This is a genomic window from Emticicia sp. 17c, assembly GCF_037153985.1.
Taxonomy (GTDB): domain Bacteria; phylum Bacteroidota; class Bacteroidia; order Cytophagales; family Spirosomataceae; genus Emticicia.
The window spans coordinates 315,888-335,228 of record NZ_JBBAYI010000002.1 but is presented as its reverse complement, the minus strand read 5'-3'; the positions used below and the strand labels follow the sequence as shown (position 1 = coordinate 335,228).

General features: G+C 42.6%; 18 protein-coding genes. 11 read left to right on the top strand and 7 right to left on the bottom strand.

Annotated elements, in window-relative coordinates; translation table 11 throughout:
• Nucleotides 1-20: 20 nt before the first annotated feature.
• From WAA15_RS05955 to WAA15_RS05915, 9 genes are all read left to right on the top strand, one after another.
• Entirely contained in the window at nucleotides 21-1,079 is a 1,059-nt protein-coding gene (locus WAA15_RS05955; RefSeq protein WP_337041692.1) for a ferredoxin--NADP reductase, read from the top strand.
• Nucleotides 1,080-1,201: 122 nt separating this feature from the next.
• Nucleotides 1,202-4,150: a glycoside hydrolase family 3 N-terminal domain-containing protein gene (locus tag WAA15_RS05950; RefSeq protein WP_337041691.1), complete on the top strand. Its 2,949-nt coding sequence runs from the start codon at nucleotides 1,202-1,204 to the stop codon at nucleotides 4,148-4,150.
• Between the two features lie 225 nt (nucleotides 4,151-4,375).
• Nucleotides 4,376-5,260, top strand: a complete 885-nt coding sequence (locus tag WAA15_RS05945; RefSeq protein ID WP_337041690.1) for a sugar phosphate isomerase/epimerase family protein — start codon at nucleotides 4,376-4,378, stop codon at nucleotides 5,258-5,260.
• Between the two features lie 95 nt (nucleotides 5,261-5,355).
• Nucleotides 5,356-6,522 carry a mandelate racemase/muconate lactonizing enzyme family protein gene (locus tag WAA15_RS05940; protein ID WP_337041689.1) on the top strand — a complete coding sequence of 389 codons (1,167 nt, stop codon included), beginning with the start codon at nucleotides 5,356-5,358 and terminating at the stop codon, nucleotides 6,520-6,522.
• Nucleotides 6,523-6,588: 66 nt separating this feature from the next.
• Nucleotides 6,589-7,080: a VOC family protein gene (locus WAA15_RS05935; protein ID WP_337041688.1), complete on the top strand. Its 492-nt coding sequence runs from the start codon at nucleotides 6,589-6,591 to the stop codon at nucleotides 7,078-7,080.
• Nucleotides 7,077-8,045, top strand: a complete 969-nt coding sequence (locus tag WAA15_RS05930) for a 2-hydroxyacid dehydrogenase (protein ID WP_337041686.1) — start codon at nucleotides 7,077-7,079, stop codon at nucleotides 8,043-8,045. Before WAA15_RS05935 ends, WAA15_RS05930 begins: the two co-directional genes overlap by 4 nt.
• Before the next feature lie 113 nt (nucleotides 8,046-8,158).
• Nucleotides 8,159-10,822: a c-type cytochrome gene (locus WAA15_RS05925; protein ID WP_337041685.1), complete on the top strand. Its 2,664-nt coding sequence runs from the start codon at nucleotides 8,159-8,161 to the stop codon at nucleotides 10,820-10,822.
• A 51-nt stretch (nucleotides 10,823-10,873) separates the two neighbouring features.
• The gene (locus WAA15_RS05920) at nucleotides 10,874-11,776 is read left to right on the top strand and encodes a ThuA domain-containing protein (RefSeq protein ID WP_337041683.1); all 903 of its coding nucleotides are present in this window, start codon (nucleotides 10,874-10,876) and stop codon (nucleotides 11,774-11,776) included.
• Between the two features lie 44 nt (nucleotides 11,777-11,820).
• On the top strand, nucleotides 11,821-12,711 hold the full coding sequence (locus tag WAA15_RS05915; RefSeq protein ID WP_337041682.1) for a hydroxypyruvate isomerase family protein: 891 nt from the start codon (nucleotides 11,821-11,823) through the stop codon (nucleotides 12,709-12,711).
• A gap of 74 nt (nucleotides 12,712-12,785) precedes the next feature.
• On the opposite strand, the gene ftsY is transcribed toward WAA15_RS05915, so the two are convergent.
• The 4 genes from ftsY to rpmG all read right to left on the bottom strand — a co-directional run bounded on the left by ftsY (nucleotide 12,786) and on the right by rpmG (nucleotide 14,860).
• Nucleotides 12,786-13,742, bottom strand: a complete 957-nt coding sequence (gene ftsY, locus WAA15_RS05910; protein WP_337041681.1) for a signal recognition particle-docking protein FtsY — start codon at nucleotides 13,740-13,742, stop codon at nucleotides 12,786-12,788.
• 127 nt (nucleotides 13,743-13,869) lie between these two features.
• Entirely contained in the window at nucleotides 13,870-14,283 is a 414-nt protein-coding gene (locus WAA15_RS05905) for an acyl-CoA thioesterase (protein WP_337041680.1), read from the bottom strand.
• A gap of 158 nt (nucleotides 14,284-14,441) precedes the next feature.
• On the bottom strand, nucleotides 14,442-14,597 hold the full coding sequence (locus tag WAA15_RS05900) for a DUF4295 domain-containing protein (RefSeq protein ID WP_015029008.1): 156 nt from the start codon (nucleotides 14,595-14,597) through the stop codon (nucleotides 14,442-14,444).
• Between the two features lie 80 nt (nucleotides 14,598-14,677).
• Nucleotides 14,678-14,860, bottom strand: coding sequence for a 50S ribosomal protein L33 (gene rpmG / locus WAA15_RS05895; protein ID WP_337041676.1), 183 nt, complete (start codon nucleotides 14,858-14,860; stop codon nucleotides 14,678-14,680).
• A 219-nt stretch (nucleotides 14,861-15,079) separates the two neighbouring features.
• On the opposite strand from rpmG, the gene WAA15_RS05890 reads away from it, so the two are divergent.
• Entirely contained in the window at nucleotides 15,080-16,078 is a 999-nt protein-coding gene (locus WAA15_RS05890) for an NADP-dependent oxidoreductase (RefSeq protein WP_337041675.1), read from the top strand.
• A complete protein-coding gene (locus WAA15_RS05885; protein ID WP_337041673.1) occupies nucleotides 16,075-17,244 on the top strand; it encodes a hypothetical protein in 1,170 nt (389 codons plus the stop codon). The genes WAA15_RS05890 and WAA15_RS05885 overlap by 4 nt, the downstream gene beginning before the upstream one ends.
• Before the next feature lie 53 nt (nucleotides 17,245-17,297).
• Here WAA15_RS05885 and hisF read toward each other — a convergent pair whose 3' ends face one another.
• From hisF to hisA, 3 genes are all read right to left on the bottom strand, one after another.
• Nucleotides 17,298-18,068: an imidazole glycerol phosphate synthase subunit HisF gene (gene hisF, locus WAA15_RS05880; RefSeq protein WP_337041672.1), complete on the bottom strand. Its 771-nt coding sequence runs from the start codon at nucleotides 18,066-18,068 to the stop codon at nucleotides 17,298-17,300.
• 82 nt (nucleotides 18,069-18,150) lie between these two features.
• The gene (locus WAA15_RS05875) at nucleotides 18,151-18,621 is read right to left on the bottom strand and encodes a GNAT family N-acetyltransferase (RefSeq protein WP_337041671.1); all 471 of its coding nucleotides are present in this window, start codon (nucleotides 18,619-18,621) and stop codon (nucleotides 18,151-18,153) included.
• The gene (hisA, locus tag WAA15_RS05870; RefSeq protein WP_337041669.1) at nucleotides 18,618-19,340 is read right to left on the bottom strand and encodes a 1-(5-phosphoribosyl)-5-[(5-phosphoribosylamino)methylideneamino]imidazole-4-carboxamide isomerase; all 723 of its coding nucleotides are present in this window, start codon (nucleotides 19,338-19,340) and stop codon (nucleotides 18,618-18,620) included. Before hisA ends, WAA15_RS05875 begins: the two co-directional genes overlap by 4 nt.
• Nucleotide 19,341 lies beyond the last annotated feature (1 nt).

Here is a 19,341-nt window from a genome sequence, read left to right as displayed (position 1 = left end):
TTACCAACAATTTAAACGAAATGGCATTAAAAACATATTTTCTTCAGGTTAAAGAAATTGTAAAAGAAACCCCCGATTGTGTAACTATTTATTTTTGGCATCCGCTCAGCGAGCAGATAAAATATAAAGCAGGGCAGTTTATTACCGTAATTGTTCCTATCGACGGAAAAAAGGTGCGTCGTAGTTATTCGATGTCTACTTCGCCCCATACCGATACCGCCATAGGCATTACAGTTAAAAGAGTTTTAGGTGGGCTGGTATCTAACTATCTGAACGACCACGTAAAAGTTGGCGATTTTCTGGAAGTGGTTGAGCCACTAGGTAATTTCTTTGTTGAACCCGACGCCGACAAAACAAGACATCTGGTACTTTTTGCAGCCGGAAGTGGCATTACACCCATTCTTTCTATTGCGAAGTCGATATTAAAAATGGAGCCAAAGTCGCGGGTAACATTGGTTTATGGTAACCGCACCGAAGAAAGCATCATTTTTAAAAATAAAATAGAAGAATTAGAGTATACCTACAAAGACCGCCTGATAGTCCATTATATTCTTTCGCAGCCCTCTAATTTATGGGTGGGGCAAGTAGGCCGTATCAGTCAAGGAATTGGTATTCGTTTCATGAAAGATTCTTACACGAATTTCTCGAAAGACGAGTTTTACCTCTGCGGCCCTGAGGGTATGATGGAAGATATTATTAAAGGTTTAAATATCTACAACGTTTCAAAGAGCCAGATTCATCGGGAGAATTTCCACGCTCCTATGCTTGACGAAATTTATATACAAGAAAACGACGATTCACTCAAAGCCCGTAAGGTAAAAGTAATTTATGATGGCGACGAATACGAATTTGAAGTAAAACCACATGAAACTATTCTGGAAGCTGCACTTGATATCGACATCGACTTACCGTATTCGTGTCAGGCAGGTATGTGTACCGCCTGTATGGGTAAATGTGTATCAGGTAAAGTAAAAATGGACGAAGACGAAGGCTTGACCGAAAAAGAAATTCAGCAGGGCTTTATGCTTACCTGTGTTTCGCATCCGCTTACCGATGACGTAGTTATTGAAATTGATTAAAAAAAAATTAAAATACTATTATACGAATATCAGGTTTTAAAATCAACTGATACCTTTATAAGCAGTATGAAAATAAAAGCCTCGGTCGGGCGTTAAAAATTAAAAAATCAGGAATCGTGCTTGTGAGGAAGATAATTGTTTCAGGGGCTTTTGCTTTGAGCTTAGTTATTGTTTTTAGTTCATTTATTTTATCGCCCAAACCTTCAGACTACCAAACTCAACAAGAAAAGTGGGCCGATAGCCTGCTTGCTACTATGTCGCTGGACGAAAAAGTAGGCCAGCTATTTATGATAGCTACTTATTCGAACCGCACAGAAAAGTACTATCAGCAGGTTGAGAACAGCATTGCTACGTATCGTATCGGCGGGCTTATTTTCTTTCAGGGTGGGCCATATCGTCAGGCTCGTTTAACCAACCGTTATCAGCAGATTTCGCGCATTCCATTAATGATTGGCATTGATGCCGAATGGGGTTTAGGAATGCGGCTCGATAGTGCCATTGATTTCCCGAAACAAATTACGCTCGGGGCAATTCAGGATAACAGCTATGTCGAAAAATTCGGGCAGGAAATCGGTCGGCAATGTAAAAGAATGGGTATTCATATCAATTTTGCTCCATCTGTCGATGTCAACACTAACCCCGATAACCCGATTATCAACTACCGTTCGTTCGGAGAGTCACAGATAAATGTAGCCGAAAAAGGTATTGCCTACGTGCGTGGCATGAAAAAATATAATATTCTGGGTAGTGCCAAGCATTTTCCGGGGCATGGTGATACCGACCAAGACTCGCACCGCACTTTGCCCGTAGTTAACCATACAATGGCGCGGCTAAATGAGGTAGAATTATACCCGTTTCGTCGTTTAATTGCTGACAGCATCGCTACCGTCATGACAGGCCACTTGTTTGTTCCGGCACTAGAGCCGCGCGGCTCTACTCCTACCTCTATTTCTGAAAAAATTGTCACAGAAACCATCAAAAACCAGATGGGCTTTAAGGGCCTTACTGTAACCGATGCCCTCAATATGCGGGGTATTACACAAGGGTTGCAGGCAGGCGAACCCGAGTTGCTGGCTTTTATGGCTGGTAACGATGTGCTTTTGCAAACAGGTAACTTACCTGCGGCATTTAATAAAATAAAGCAGGCGGTAGAGTCAGGGCAGATTCAGATAGAAATACTGAATGCCCGTGTGAAAAAAATATTAAAAGCAAAATACTGGGCAGGCTTAAATAAATATAAACCTGTTGAGATAGCAGGCTTGGGCAGCGATTTAAATGGCAAACAAGCCCGTGACCTCAAAACAGAATTATTTGAGCAGGCAATAACCATTGCCAGAAATCAGAATAACCTCTTGCCTTTTATTCATCTGGATACTACCACATTTGCTTCTGTGGCCATTAGTGCCGACTACGAAAATGATTTCCAGAAAACCCTCAGCCAATACGCTAATTTCAGGCACTTTGTTGTGCCTTTTAAACCTAGCTCTGACAAAGACGTAGCTTGGGTGTTAGATGAAGCCGCCAAATATAAAGTAGTGGTAGTGAGTGTACACGGCATGAACAGTAAAGGCGAACGTAACTATGGTGTTTCGCCGGCAACAGTCGATTTTATTAATCAGCTAAGCCAGCGGACAAATGTAGTGGTTTGTGCCTTCGGAAACCCCTATGGCTTAAAGCTCTATGGCTCATCAAAAACGTTGGTTTGCGGGTATGAAGATGACCCCGCTTCTCATAAAGTAGTACCACAGGTTTTGTTCGGAGCTTTACCCGCTAAAGGAAGGCTTCCGGTAACGGTTGCATCCGATTTAAAAGTAGGAAATGGCATACAAACTCCACGTCTGGGGAGGGTTTCGTTCGGTACACCCGAAAGTGTGGGAATGAACGGCCAGAAACTGGAGGAAATCGGGCAGATAGTGCAGCAAGGCATCGATAACAAAGCATTTCCGGGGTGTCAGGTATTAGTGGCGCGTCAGGGTAAAGTGGTTTATAATCGTAATTTCGGAAACTTGCGTTATGGCGTTTATGAACCCGTAACCGACCAGACACTTTATGACATTGCCTCTATGACCAAAGTTTCGGCTACGCTGCAAGCAGTGATGATGTTGAACGAAAGAGGAGAGGTAGATTTGAACGAAAAAATTGTTACTTACTTGCCCGAAGTAAAGGGTTCTAACAAAGAAAATATGCTGGTTTCGGATGTACTCATGCACCAGGCTGGTTTAGTGGCCTTTGTTCCATTCTGGGAGAAAACCAAAACGGGCCAAATCTTTAAGACAGACTATTACAGCTTTGCTTATGACAGCCTGAAAACTCCACCAGACTTGCAGGTAGCTGGTAACCTGTATATAAAGCCTAGTATTAGAGATTCGGTCTGGAAATGGGTAGTACAATCTAAACTTATTAATATCTACGACAAAGTAGGAGGCTACCGTTTCACATACAGCGACTTGGGGATGATAATACTCCAGAAACTGGTTGAACGTGTAACTAATCAGCCAATAGATGAGTTTCTGGAGCAGAATTTATATGAGCCTCTCGGCATGAAATCGACGCTTTTTAATCCTTTGCAAAGGTTCCCTAAAAATCAGATAGCCCCCACCGAAAACGAAATTACTTTCAGGGCTTCGCAGATTCAGGGTACCGTACATGATCCCAACGCGGCACTATTAGGAGGGGTGTCGGGCCATGCGGGGCTGTTCAGCACGGCTACCGACCTAGTAAAGCTATTTCAGATGAATTTGCAGAATGGTTTTTATGGAGGCCGGAATTATCTTTTTCCTGAAACAGTCAGGCATTTTGCTAAAAACTATACCCAAAAAAGCCATCGGGGCTTAGGCTGGGACAAAGCCTATCCTAACGATAGCCCCATTATTGGTTCAACAGCTTCGCTAAATACTTATGGGCATTCAGGCTTTACAGGCACCGTGGTTTGGGTAGACCCCGACCGCGAATTGATTTTCATTTTTCTATCCAACAGAGTTTTTCCGGTTTCTTCCAACAATAAAATCAATACGTTGCGCATCCGCAAACGTATCCACGAAATCATCAACGAATCTATCATGATTCAGTAATTGGCTTTCTGCCTGATTCTTTCACTTTCATAAAAAACTGTCTTTACCAGAGGTACTAATTGCGCTTTTTGCAGTATTACAAAAGATATATTGTGTGTTTTGAGGTACTTGGAAGAAACAAATAATATCTTTGAAAATCACAAAACATAAACAAATACTGTTATTTTTGCCTTGACGCATCATAGCCGATGCTCAGCGAAACATTCAACCCTTACAAGCTTTAAAATGGAAATTTCAATTCACAACTGGATGCGGGCAGAATCCATAGAGACTACTATTAAACGAATTGCCGGAATGGGATACGATATGCTCGAAATAGCCGGAAGCCCAGAAGCATACGACACCAAAACAATCGGTAAACTACTCAAAGACCACGGCCTTAAATGTTGGGGTTCGGTAACCCTGATGCTGGAAGACAGAAACCTACTGGCTAAAGACAAATCTCAAAGGCTGAAATCAATCCAATATGTGAAAGATGTCATAACAATGGTAAAAGAACTTGAAGGGCAAATGGTGTCGGTTGTGCCGGGTACAGTAGGCAAAATTATACCCGATGGCCGCCCCGAAGAAGAGTGGAAATGGGCCGTTGAAAGTATGAAAGAAGTATATGATTATGCCGAAAGTTGTGGTATTCTGATAGGTATCGAGCCTATTAATCGTTTTGAAACATACTTTATTAATCGTGGCGACCAAGCTCTGGCACTTGCACAGGAAGTAGGCCCTAATTGTGGTGTATGCCTTGATACCTTCCACATGAACATTGAAGAAGAAAATACCTATGATGCTATTCGCCGCGCTAAAGGCCGTTTGGTAGGTTTTCATGTGGCTGACAGTAACCGTATGGCTCCGGGCATGGGTACTATCAACTGGCCAAAAATTATTGAAACCCTGCGTGAAGTGGAATATGATAAAGTGCTTTCGGTAGAGTTTTGCGCTCCTTTAGACAGAACTCCGGCAAATCCTTACCCGAATTCTATTGACCTGACCCCCGAAGGATTAAGCCCCGAACAAAAGAAGTTTCTGGAAGACCACGGAAGCTCGTCTGTAACAGAAGAGTTTTATGCAATGCTTACCAGAAAATCAATTGAAACACTAAGGCCTCTTATCTGATTTATTACAGGCGAGCGGCTTCGTTCGCCTTTTTAAAATATACCTGTAAATGGCTACATTGTAAACAGCCACCAACCTATTAACCTTCTTTCTGAATGAAAATAACAAATGTAGAAGCATTCTGGCTACGTTGCCCTATACCTAAAGAAAAACAGCATTTTTCTGATTATGGTCTTCTGACTGATTTCGATATGACACTCGTTGTAGTAACAACCGACACTGGCCTGCAAGGTTTTGGTGAAGCCAAAGCAGCCGTTGGCTCGTCGGGCGTATGTGCCTCAATTGTAAGTTGTGTTGAGAACGAAATAAAACCCTTACTTATAGGGAAAGATGCTCGCCATGTTACCCGAATCTGGGAGCATATCTACAACGGAACCCGCGACCACTACGCCCTGAAAAGAGGTCGGAAGTTTCCGATATTAGGTCGGCGAGGGCTCACAATCTCGGCTATGAGTGGCGTTGATACTGCCCTTTGGGACTTAAAAGGCAAAGCATTGGGTGTACCCGTAGTAGAACTATTGGGCGGAGCTTGCAGAGAAAAAATGCCCGCCTATGCCAGTGGTGGCTGGGCCGGTACTGAAAAAATCGGAGAGCAGCTATTAGGTTATGTATCCAAAGGCTTTCAGGGTGTAAAAATGCGTGTAGGTGTAATGGACGAAACTGTGCAGGAGAGTGTAAGACGTGTGAAAGCAGCCAGAGAAGCCTTAGGAGAAAATATTAAATTAATGACTGATGCACACGGTACATTCAGCGTGCCTGAAGCCAAGCAGTTCTGTCGGGCCGTAGAAGATTGTAACCTTTACTGGTTTGAAGAGCCTATCAGCCCCGATAACCGACATGGCACGGCAGAGGTAAGAGCATCAACCTCTATTCCGATTGCTGCCGGAGAAAGCGAATATACCGCTTTCGATGTGCGCGATTTAATCGAAGTACGGGCCTTAGACGTAGTTCAGCCAGACTCGGCCATTATCGGAGGCATCACGGAAGCCATGCGTGTAGCGCATCTGGCACATACACACCAGCTTGAACTGGCCCCTCATTGCTGGGGTTCGGCTTTTTCGTTCATGGCGGGGGTTAATGTAGCTTTTGCCGCACCGGCGGCTACAATCATTGAGTTTTCGCTAGGAGGCAACCCCATGATGTACGACCTCGTAAATGAAAAAATACAGGCAGTTGATGGCATGATTGATGCCCCTACGGCGCCAGGGTTGGGACTAACCCCTAACTGGGATTTCGTGAAAGAGTTTAAGCAGCAGGTCTAACCGCTGCTTGGCAGCTTTCGGGCACCATTATTATTAATTGACAAACCTATTTAACTATACTAAACAATGGCAAAAGCAGTAAAAATAAACCATGTGGCATTGATAGTAAGCAACCTTGAAGAGGCTTGCGAATTTTACGAAAAAGAAATGGGTCTTGAACCCTTACCCGCTTTTTTGTTCGACTACCCTACCGCTTTCTTTAAATTTAATGAAGAACAACAACTACACCTGACAGAATGGGAAGATACGTATTCGTTCAGAGGACACGTATGTGTGCAGGTCGATGATTTCAATACCATATTTTATCGCATGAAAGAATTAGGCGTAATTGATATTACTCCATGGGGTAAAGTACGCCAGCTACCCGATGGTGCCATGCAGATGTTTGTACGTGACCCCTCAGGTAATCTTGTAGAAATATCGTCGGCACCCGGAAGCCAGATTGCCCCTGAAATTTTTGAAGACGAGTTATATAAAGCCGGAATCTATGTATCGGGGCGTAATGATTTCAGAGGGTATAAATCGGCCGATGCTACTTTATATCACGATAGAACATGAAAAAAAACGTATTGTTATTAGAAACAGTAGCCGACGAAGCGATGGATTTGTTGAATCAGGCAGCTTCGGCGGGTGAGATAGAAATTTTTACGGCTTACGGAAATAAACCTTTAACCGATATTCTGTCAGAAAATACCATACATGGCGTTATTACCAGAGGCAAAGGGCAAGGTAATAAACAGTTAATGGAAGCCTGCCCCCACCTGCAAGTAATAGCACGCTGTGGCGTAGGGCTCGATAACGTAGACGTAAACGAGGCCACCAGCCGCAACATTAAAGTAGTAAATGCCCCGGGGTCTAATTCCAGTACCATTGCCGAACACGCCATTACTCTGATGCTGATGCTACAACGTAATCTGTACGAGTCGGCAAGGCAGGTAAAAGCTGGCAACTGGGATTGGCGGAACCAGTTTCAGGGCGACGAGCTATCAGGTAAAACCTTAGGGGTGCTTGGCATGGGCAACATTGGCAAACGGGTAGCCAAACTCGGCGATGCCTTCAATATGAGGGTAGTCTATTGGGATAAGTTTTCGGTAGAATCAGCCTATGAAGCCTTGCCCTTTGAAGAGGTGTTGAAGGTGTCAGATATTATTACTTTACATTTGCCACTATTTGAAGACACCAAAAAGCTGATTGGTGCAAAAGAATTGAGCCTCATGAAACCTACGGCTATTTTACTTAATACAGCCAGAGGGGCCTTGCTCGACCAGACGGCTTTGCTTGAAGCCCTGAACAAAGGGGTAATCAGCGGTTTTGGGGCTGATGTGTTAGACGTAGAACCTCCGGCACCAGACGATCCTCTGTTAAGCCATCCGAAAACCATTATCACGGCACACGTAGGAAGCCTCACAGCTACCACTTACAAAAATATGTGTGTATCAACCGTAAAAAATGTATTAGCTATTTTATCGGGAGGTATACCACAACCTGAAAGTATTTTTAACCGGAAAGGGCTAGGTTTATAGCCCTTCCGTATCATAACCTGACTATTAAAGCTGATCTGGGGTAGTTTGCCTAACCAGACCCCAAAAAAAGCAGATTTTATTCTTAATCATATTCAATCCTAAAATATACACTAATGCACGCTCAACCAAACACCCTTAAGCTACTTGCTGCTATTGTAGGGGTATCTCTGTTTGCTGCTTCCTACACAAGCCTGAAAGAAAACCCCGATACCATTGAGGATAACCCCAAAATAGCAAAAATTAAACTTCAGCCGGGCTTTAAAATTGAACACTTATATAGCCCGTCTGAAAATAAACAAGGCTCTTGGGTTTCAATGACTTTCGACGATAAAGGCCGCATGATTACTTCTGACCAGTATGGAATTTTATATAGGCTCACGATTCCTGCCATTGGGCAAGGTACTGCTCCTAAAGTAGAAAAACTTATCGTTCAGAATGATACAGTTGCGTTAGGCAATGCACAAGGCTTACTCTATGCCTTCAATAGCCTTTATGTGATGATGAATAACCATAGCAACGATAAATTCCCCAGAAAAAGCGGCTTGTATCGTTTGCAGGATACTAACGGCGACGACCAGTTTGATAAGGTTACGCTGTTAAAAGAACTAAAAGGAGATGGCGAACACGGCCCACACAGTGTAATTTTATCGTTCGATAAAAAGTCAATCTATGTTATTTCTGGAAACCATACAGATGCCCCTCAGATGGATGCATACAGGCTTCCTTCAAACTGGCAGTATGACCAGTTGTTTCCGCTCATAAAAGACCCCCGTGGCCATGCCAACGACCGTAAGGAACCCGGTGGATGGATAGCCAACGTAGACCCCGAAGGTAAACACTGGGAAATGGTAAGCGCAGGGTATAGAAATGCCTTCGACATGGCTTTTAATGATGTAGGAGACCTCTTTGTATATGATGCCGACATGGAGTGGGACTTCGGCCTGCCGTGGTATCGTCCTACGCGCATTTGCCATGCTACAAGTGCCAGTGAATTTGGTTGGAGAACAGGCTCTGGTAAGTGGTCGCCGGCATTAGCCGATAACGTGCCTCCGGTTATTAACATTGGTCAGGGGTCACCTACAAACCTTATCTATACAAAAGATGCCAAGTTTCCGGCAAAATATAAAAATGTATTATTAGCTTTCGACTGGAGTTTTGGTATTGTGCATGCACTTCACCTGAAACCAAGCGGTGCTTCTTATACTGCCGAAAGAGACGAGTTTTTATCAGGTATGCCTTTACCGCTTACCGACGGAGCCATTGGCCCTGACGGAGCTTTGTATTTCATGACAGGCGGGCGCAGGTTAGAGTCAGACCTTTACAGGGTATACTATAACGGCCCCGAAAGTACCGATGTCTCAATAGCTACTGCGCTTACCAAAGAAAATACCCTCAGACGCCAACTGGAGGCATTTCACGGAGAAGCCAACAGTGCTGCTATTCCTGCGGCATGGCCTCAGTTAAAGCACCCCGACCGCTTTGTTCGTTATGCTGCCAGACTAGCCGTAGAGCATCAGCCTGTAAGCGAATGGCAGGAAAAAGCCCTTGCCGAAAAAGACCCTATTATTATTACTAACGTCATGATGGCGTTGGCTCGTCAAGGTAAACCTGAGCAAAAAGATAATATCCTGAAATCTTTATTAAGTGTTAACCTTTCGGCCTTGTCTGCCAGTCAACGTATAGATTTATTACGTGCATTTGAACTCGTTTTCTGTCGTATGGGTGAGCCGGGTGCTGCCATTAAGCCTAAAGTAGTAGCATACCTGAATCCGTTGTTCCCGACACAGGACTTTGAAACAGATAAACTACTAAGCCGGATTCTGGTGTATCTGGATGCCCCCGGTATTGTGCCAAAACTCGTAGCATTATTAGATAAAAAAGAGAAAGCAGGAGCTTTGGCAGGAGGAGAAACCGCCACTTCATCGGCCGATTTAATTATGCGTAACCCGCAATATGGGCTTGATATTGCCAAAATGCTCGAAAAAACACCACCATTGCAGCAAACCTATTTTGCCACTGTGCTAAGTTCTGCTAAAAAAGGCTGGACACCCCAGTTGCAAGATAAATACTTTAACTGGTTCCGTAATGCGTTTAATTATCGCGGAGGGGTAAGCTATGTCGGGTTCATCGATAGAGCCAGAAAACTGGCTTTGGCTCATGTGCCAAAAGATAAATTTACGCACTATGATAAACTTTCGGGCGGTACACTCCTGAGCAATTCGGGCAATGATTTGGTTATTCAGAATTATCCGAAAGGCCCGGGTAAAAACTGGAAACTTGATGATGCCGTGCAGGTAGTAGAATCAGGTCTTACGAATCGTAATTTCCAGCGAGGCAAAGATATGTATAATGCCATTACTTGTGTGCGTTGCCATAGTCTGGGCGGAGAAGGCGGCAACGTTGGCCCCGATTTAACACAATTAGGGTCGCGTTTTTCTAACAGAGATATTCTGGAAGCGATTATTGACCCAAGTAAAGCCGTATCAGACCAATACGCAGCTATGCAGTTTATCCTGAAAAACGGTGATTCAATAGTAGGGCGTTTAGTAAACGAAGACAAAGACGCATACTTTGTATCGCAGAACCCTTATGCACCTGATGTACTGAAAAAACTTCCTAAAAAAGATGTCGTTTCAAGTAAATACTCGTCGGTTTCGGTTATGCTTCCCGGGTTAATTAATAGTTTAAACGAAGAAGAGTTAAAAGACCTGATTGCCTACCTGAAATCGGGTGGTAACGACAAACACGAATTTTTTGCACCAAAGGGCGGGAAATAATCCTGCCCGCAGGGCTGAGTATCAAAGTGATAACTTTTAACCTCAAAAACGATGTATAAAATCATATCTTTAGTCGGAAGAACTATTCTGCTGAGTAGCTTGCTTTTACTTTCGATACTGGGAGCTAATGGGCAGAAGAAAATAAATGTACTGATAATTGATGGCCAGAATAATCATAAAAACTGGCCTCAGACTACCCAGCTAATGAAAGGGTATCTGGAAGAAACAGGGCTTTTTAAGGTGAGTGTGGCTACAACCCCGCCACAAGGTGGAGATATGGAGGCTTTTAAGCCCGATTTTTCAGCCTATAAAGTTGTGTTATCTAATTATAACGGCGACTCGTGGTCGAAAGCTACACAGGATGCTTTTGAAAAATTTGTACGTAATGGCGGCGGCTTTGTGGTAGTACACGCGGCAGATAACGCTTTTCCTGAATGGGAAGCATACAACAAAATGATTGGCGTAGGTGGTTGGGGCGACCGCAACGAAAAGTCGGGCCCTTATGTATATTACGACGAAGAAAAGCATAACTTTGTACATGACACCAGCGCAGGGCGTGGCGGAAGCCACGGTGTAGAACACCAGTTTCTGATAAAAGCCCGAAATACCACACATCCTATTACCAAAGGTTTGCCAGAAGCGTGGCTTCATGAAAAAGATGAACTTTATGACCGCCTGAGAGGCCCTGCCGAAAATGTAGAAGTGCTGGCAACGGCATATAGTGATAAAGAAAAAAGAGGGTCAGGCAGAAATGAGCCTATGCTAATGACAATCGCTTATGGTAAAGGAAAGGTGTTTCATACAACATTAGGGCATGGTAATTACTCGCAGCAATGCAAAGGGTTTATTACTACCTTACAACGAGGAACCGAGTGGGTGGCCACAGGTAAGGTGAAACAGACTGTTCCGAAGGATTTTCCGACGGCTGATGCCGTGAGCGTCAGAACAAACTAGTGGCGCAAAACAACAATGCTATTCATTTTAACCAAAATAAACTAATGGAAACGAATTCAACTCGGCGTTCAGCCTTGAAAAACATCATAGGAGGGGCGGCTGTTATGGCAGCACCCATGACACTTACCGAAGCATTTGCTGCAAACGAAAAAGTATTGGGTAGCGAACTGAACGGTAAAATCAACCACTCGGTGGCTCGTTGGTGTTACGGGAAAATACCTCTTGACGACCTTTGCAAAGAGGCTGCCAAAATGGGTATGAAGTCAGTAGAGCTACAAGGCCCTGACGAATGGCCTACAATTAAAAAATATGGTCTTACCTGTGCTTTACCATGGGGTGCGGGTTTAGGTATTGAAAAGGGGTTCAATAACCCCGCTTTACACGACGAGCTAGTGGCTAGTTTTGAGGGGATTTTTCCTAAACTTAAAGCATTTGGCTATGACAAAGTTATTTGCTTTTCGGGCAACAGAAACGGAATGTCGGATGCAGAAGGAATGGAAAACTGTGTAAAAGGTCTGAAAAGACTCATGCCATCGGCCGAAAAATATGGTGTTACTATGGTAATGGAGCTACTAAACAGCAAAGTAAACCATAAAGATTATATGTGTGACCACACCAAATGGGGCGTTGATTTATGTGATAAAGTAGGGTCAGATAAGTTCAAATTGTTGTATGATATTTACCACATGCAAATCATGGAGGGCGATGTAATTGCCACTATTAAAAAATATCATCCTTACTTTGCGCATTACCATACCGGAGGTGTGCCGGGTCGTGCCGAAATTGACGATACACAAGAATTGAATTATCCGGCTATTATGAAGGCCATTGTCGAAACAGGCTACAAAGGCTTTGTGGGGCAAGAATTTGTGCCTAAGCGTGCCGACCAGATTGCCTCACTCAGACAAGGCGTTCAGATATGCGATGTAGCCTGATAACGGGCTACCTGTTTATAACAAAAGCCGCTACGAAAGCGGCTTTTGTTGTTTATTAAGCAATTAAGTAATGCCTATTTTTTAAATAAAGAGTCTACAAATTCCATTTTATTGAAAACCTGTAAGTCGTCCATTTGTTCGCCTACACCAATGTATTTCACCGGAATTTTAAATTCATCAGAAATACCAATCACTACACCACCTTTGGCTGTACCATCCAGTTTTGTAATAGTCAACGAGTCAATTTCTGTAACTTTCGTAAACTCACGGGCTTGTATAACGGCATTCTGGCCTGTACTGCCATCGAGTACAAGCATTACTTCATGTGGGGCTTCTGGTAAAAATTTCTGAATCACACGCTTAATTTTTCCTAGCTCATTCATGAGGTTTACTTTGGTATGTAAACGCCCTGCCGTATCAATAATAATAATGTCGGCTTGCATTTCCATGCCTTTTTTTACGGCATCAAAAGCTACCGACGAGGGGTCGGTGTTCATGCCGTGGTCAATTACAGGCACACCCACACGTTGCCCCCAGAGTTTAAGCTGGTCAACGGCTGCTGCTCTGAAAGTATCGGCTGCACCAAGCACCACTTTTTTGCCTCTTTTCTGAAACTGATGTGCCAGCTTACCAATAGTAGTGGTTTTTCCTACGCCATTTACACCTACTACCATAAGTACATAAGGCTTGGGCAGGTGTTCGGTTTCAAAACTATCTCTTACATCCTGCGAATTATTTTCGGCTAATAGCGAGGCCGTTTCTTCACGCAAAATTTTGTCTAGTTCTTCAACCGTTGTATATTTATCTCTTTCAACTCTTGCTTCAATACGTCTGATTATTTTCACCGTTGTTTCCACGCCTACATCCGAACTAATCAGAATTTCTTCGAGTTCGTCTAATACCTCATCGTCAACCTTTGATTTTCCGATAATGGCACGAGATATTTTATCAAAAATACTTGTTTTCGATTTTTCTAATCCTTTATCAAGCGTTTCTTTTTTTTCTTTTGAAAAGAAGTCAAATAAGCCCATTTATAAATAATAATGTAAAATGAATAATTGATAAGAAGTGTGTGGTCTAAGACAAAACTATAACAATTTTATGATACTTTCAGTTTAATTTTTAGCATAAGGCTAAATTAAGCCTTAAAAAGCACGCTTAAAGGCTAGCATTACGGAAGAACAAGCCGGCAATATTTTCTCCTACGCGTTTAGGCCGGAAAGTTTTCGCATCGAGCGAAACCCACAAAGTTCTTGAACGCGCCAGTAATTCGTCTCCTCTTAATATCTCACAATGCCTGTCGCTTGTAACCCCGGTAAAGTTATCTACCCAAGTTTTTACTATTAAGTCGTCACCCAGAAAAGCGGGTTTAAGGTAATCAATTTCATGGCGGCGCACTACCCATATAATCTGTGAGCTTAATTCAGCAGGCACTACTGTAAACCAGTGGCTTCCGGCAGCTTCCTGAACATAGCGAAGATACACAATATTATTAACATGGTTTAAGTCGTCAATATCTGCCGCAACAACCCTGATAGGGAAAAAATGGCTACTACTTTGTTGGTCTTTCAATGAATTAACAATTATGAAGGTCTGTTCAAAAAATGTAAAAATAGCATATCAGGCAAGTATTCTGGCAACCATATTCTGGCAACCATTCTTCTATGAATGCCAAAACAAAAAAGCCCTCTCGACATATCAAGAAGGCTTCTACCAATATTTTTGCTGCATTATGCTTTCAACGCATTTTGCAATTCTTCCATAGGAACCATTTCTTCCTTGAAAGTATATGCACCTGTTTTAGGAGACTTCACAGCTTTAATAACTTTTGCGAAGTTTTTTCCTGCAGTTTTATCACGAAGTGTAGCGACTACTTTCTTTGCCATTTTAGTATCGTTTTATGATGTATTAATTTTAATAATTTGATTGAGTTGAACAGCAAGCTGCTAAGCCCCGAAAACCAAAATTATTTAATTTCTTTATGTAAGGTATGTTTTTTCAGGAATGGGTTATATTTCTTTAACTCCATACGGCCAGTAGTATTTTTACGATTTTTGGTCGTTACGTAGCGAGACATACCTGCTACACCGCTTGTTTTTTGCTCAGTGCACTCTAATATAACTTGTACACGATTGCCTTTCTTCGCCATTGTTTTATGTATTTAATATCTTTGCTAATCTAATTTGGGCTGCAAAGTTACTAAATTCTTATACATTATTCAAAAATCTTTTAAAAGTTTTTTCAGAAAAAATAACATTTTATTGCCTGATACTCATTTATATAGCTATAAGCATGAAGTATTTTAAGAGAAATACCAGTAAATTTAATTTTAAGTAATAGTTTTGGTTAAAAATCAACCTGAAATTTTATGAAGAACACACGTATTAATTTGTTAGCCCGCCCAATTGGCAACCCCGCCCCCGAATGTTGGGAGATTGAAGAAGTAGATATACCCGAAATTGAAGAAAATCAAGTATTGATACAAACACAATATCTTTCTATTGACCCCGCCATGCGTGGCTGGATGAACGAAGGTAAATCATATATCCGTCCGGTGCGTATAGGTGAGGTTATGCGAGCCTTAGGCGCAGGCATAGTGGTAGAATCGAAACACCCTGATTTTAAAGCAGGCGATTCTGTAACAGCCACCACAGGCGTACAGGAATACGCTGTTCTGAATGGAAAAGACGTAATAAAGGTTGACCCCGCTTTTGTTCCGCTGCCGGTTTATCTGGGCACACTAGGTATGTCAGGGCTAACGGCTTATTTCGGCTTGCTCGAAACAGGCCAGCCGAAAGCAGGCGAAACCGTAGTGGTATCAGGGGCAGCAGGGGCCGTAGGAAGTGTAGTAGGGCAGATTGCTAAAATTAAAGGCTGCCGTGTGGTAGGTATTGCAGGCGGAGAAGAAAAATGTAAATATGCAGTAGAAGAACTGGGTTTTGATGCCTGCGTAGACTACAAAACAGGCGATTTGAGAAAAAACCTGAAAGAGGCCTGCCCTGACGGCGTAGATGTTTATTTTGATAATGTAGGCGGAGAAATACTAGATACAGTACTGACCCTTATTAATTTAAAAGCCCGTATTGTTATCTGTGGGGCTATTTCGCAATACAACGCAATACAGAAACCAGTAGGCCCTAGCAACTATTTGTCGTTACTGGTAAATCGGGCAAGAATGGAAGGCATTGTGGTATTTGATAACGCACCAAACTATGGCAAAGCTATTAAAGAAATGGCCGGATGGGTTGCACAGGGTAAACTAAACGGGAAGGTAGATATAGCCGAAGGAGGTATAAGGGCGTTTCCTGAAACATTAATGAAACTCTTTAAAGGCGAAAATACAGGTAAACTGGTTCTGAAAGTATGAGTTACGCTGATTCTGAAAACGATATAATTACAGCTATTATTCAGAGAATCGCCTTGCTGCAATCGCGGGGCGATTCTTATTTTCCTGAAGGTATGTTTGCCTCGTATCGACAGAATAAATATTTGCGCTACAAACGCCCCGACACTAATATTTTTTTTACTGCAAGCATTGTATTTGTATTGAACCAGCTTAAGCCATATTTAGCGGCTGATGTAAATAGTATTATTGATGGTATGATAGCCAAAGCGGTGCAGAATTATGGAGCCTTTCAGAATAAAGATGGCCTGAAAACTTATAATTTCTGGCAAACATCTAAAGATGGGCGGGTATCGCGGCATTTCCCGAATGGTTATATTTTCAGGCATCTGGAACATTTCAGATTACCCGATGATATTGACGATACGGCGTTGATATACCTCACTACCAACCCACAAGCCGACGAATTGCACTGGTTAAAACAAAAACTTCTGCAACATGCCAATTTATCAGCGGGGCCTCAGCAACAGCGGCAGGTCAGAAATACATTAAAGCCTTACCGCAAACTGAAAGTGTATTCAACTTGGTTTGGCAAAAATATGCCTATTGAGTTTGATGCCTGTGCGTTGTGCAACCTGATGTATCTGATTGAATATTACCATTTGCCACATAATGAGTATGATACGGATACTTACCAGTTTCTAGGCGGAATCATAGAAAGGCAGGAGCTAATCACACACTCGTTTCAGGTGTCGCACAATTATGCTACTGCACCATTAATTATTTATCATCTGGCGCGTCTGTTAGGTAAGTTTAATAATACACCTTTGGAAACTTATCGAGAAAGGCTTATTGCATTAGCTCTGCAATGTCTTCAGAAAGAACAAACTGAAATGAATAAAATAATGCTGGAAACGGCTATTTTTAAGTTATACAACAACAATACGTTGGCTTATTTAACAACAGTAGCAAGGCTCGCTGAAGAAAACAAGCGAAGCCAATTACCCGCCGAGGATGACAATTTCTGCTATTTTCTGGGTCCTTTGTTGAGTTCCTACGAAAATCCGGTTTTACAATTCTTTGCTCCCATGAAAATAACTCAGATGGATTGGAAATGCGAAGCCCACGAATGGACGCTCCTGCTCGAAAACCTGATTGAACGCAAGCGCATAAACAAGGTCAATGCCTGATTAATGCTTTAGTTCAGTCGGATTTTTTACTACAAATGCTTGTATAGTGGTGCTTATAGCCTCATAGAAATGCCACGGTCTTTCAGGTAGTTTTTTAACTCAGGAATCCCGATTTCCTTGAAATGGAAAATACTTGCGGCTAGTCCGGCATCGGCCTTGCCAGTAGTAAATACATCGTAAAAATGTTCCATAGTTCCTGCACCACCTGAGGCAATCACCGGAATATTGGCGTTGTCTGAAATCTGTGCGGTTAAGTCCAGTGCAAAACCTGCTTTAGTTCCGTCGGTGTCCATCGATGTTAACAATATTTCGCCAGCACCGCGGTCTTCTACTTCTTTGGCCCATGCCAACGTGTTCAGGTCGGTAGGTTTCCGCCCCCCGTGTGTATGTACAATATGAGCCTGTGTGCCGCTTTCGAGGGTAATATAGCGGGTATCAATGGCCACAACAATACATTGAGAGCCAAACTCTAAAGCTAGTTGATTAATTAAGTCGGGGTTACGAACTGCCGACGAGTTAATAGAAACCTTATCTGCTCCTGCATTCAATAGCTTTGAAACATCTGCAACCGACCCAATACCCCCACCTACACAAAACGGAATATTAATCGTATGAGCCACCCTGCGTACGAGTTCTATGAGTGTTTTTCTTTCTTCAACAGTAGCCGTAATGTCCAGAAAAACCAGCTCGTCGGCACCTTGTTGGGCGTATGCCGCACCTAGTTCTACGGGGTCGCCGGCATCACGTAAGTTTACAAAGTTTGTGCCCTTTACGGTGCGTCCGTCTTTTATATCTAAACAAGGAATAATTCTCTTCGTAAGCATTATGATTGAATTATGCAGTAAAAATCTTTTCTGAAATTAGGGTTTCAGTATTAATTTTTACAGCGTGTTTGTGCTAAAAACTTTATTGTTTGTTTTCGGTGTTTGCCTGCATTTCCAGATAAATATCAGGGCGGGCAATTTGCATCATAATTTCGGGTTTATCCAGCGGAACAAAACCAAACTGGGCATATAAGCCGTGGGCATCACGCGTGGCTAACGACCACCGTCTTAAATTCTGTAACTCAGGTAATTGCAAAATACAATGCATTAGCCATTTAGATAACCCTTGTCCTCTTTCTGAATCTAGCACAAATACGTCGGCCAGATAGGCAAAAGTAGCACAGTCTGAAACAACGCGGGCATAACCTACCTGCTCGCCAGATTCTTTGTAGATACCAAAGGTAATTGACCCCTCTGCTGCACGCTTTACTATGTCCATCGGAATAGCGGGCGACCAGTAGCTGATTTTCAGAAAGTTATGAATTACATCAAACTGTAATAGTTCTTTGTTGGTACTAATTACATACCCGGGTTTTCTGAATTCATGAATCATAAAAAACGCTGTTCAATATCTTTCAGACTAATTCTATTCTCATAAATGGCTTTGCCTACAATAACACCAAAAATATTTAGTTCGGCTAATTCTTCAAGGTCTTGCATAGAGCTTACTCCGCCGCTGGCTATTATTTTCAGGTCAGTAAACTGCGCCTGCATTTTTTTGTATAAATCAACCGATGGCCCTTGTAGCAAACCATCTTTTGCTACATCGGTGCTAATAGTATACTGAATGCCTTTCTGCATCCATTCTCCTACAAAATCATATACCCATACGCTTGTTTCTTCTTCCCAGCCACTTACGGCGATTTTTTCCTGACGGGCATCTGCCCCCAGAATAATGGCCTCGCTTCCGTAAGTTTTTATCCATGATTCAAATAAGTCGGGGTTTTTAACGGCAATACTTCCGCCAGTTACCTGCTTGGCTCCGCAGTCAAAAGCCAGTTTAATATCAGTGTCCGACTGCACACCACCGCCGAAATCAATCTGTAAACTGGTCTTTGAGGCAATGGTTTCCAGTACCTTTGCATTCACGATTTTCTTTTGTTTGGCTCCGTCAAGGTCAACAAGGTGTAAACGTCTGATTCCGGCCCCTTCAAACATTTTTGCTACTTCGAGCGGATTTTCATTATAGGTTTTTTTCTGTGAGTAATCGCCTTGAGTGAGGCGAACACATTTGCCTTCAATAATATCAATGGCAGGTATAATCTGGAGCATA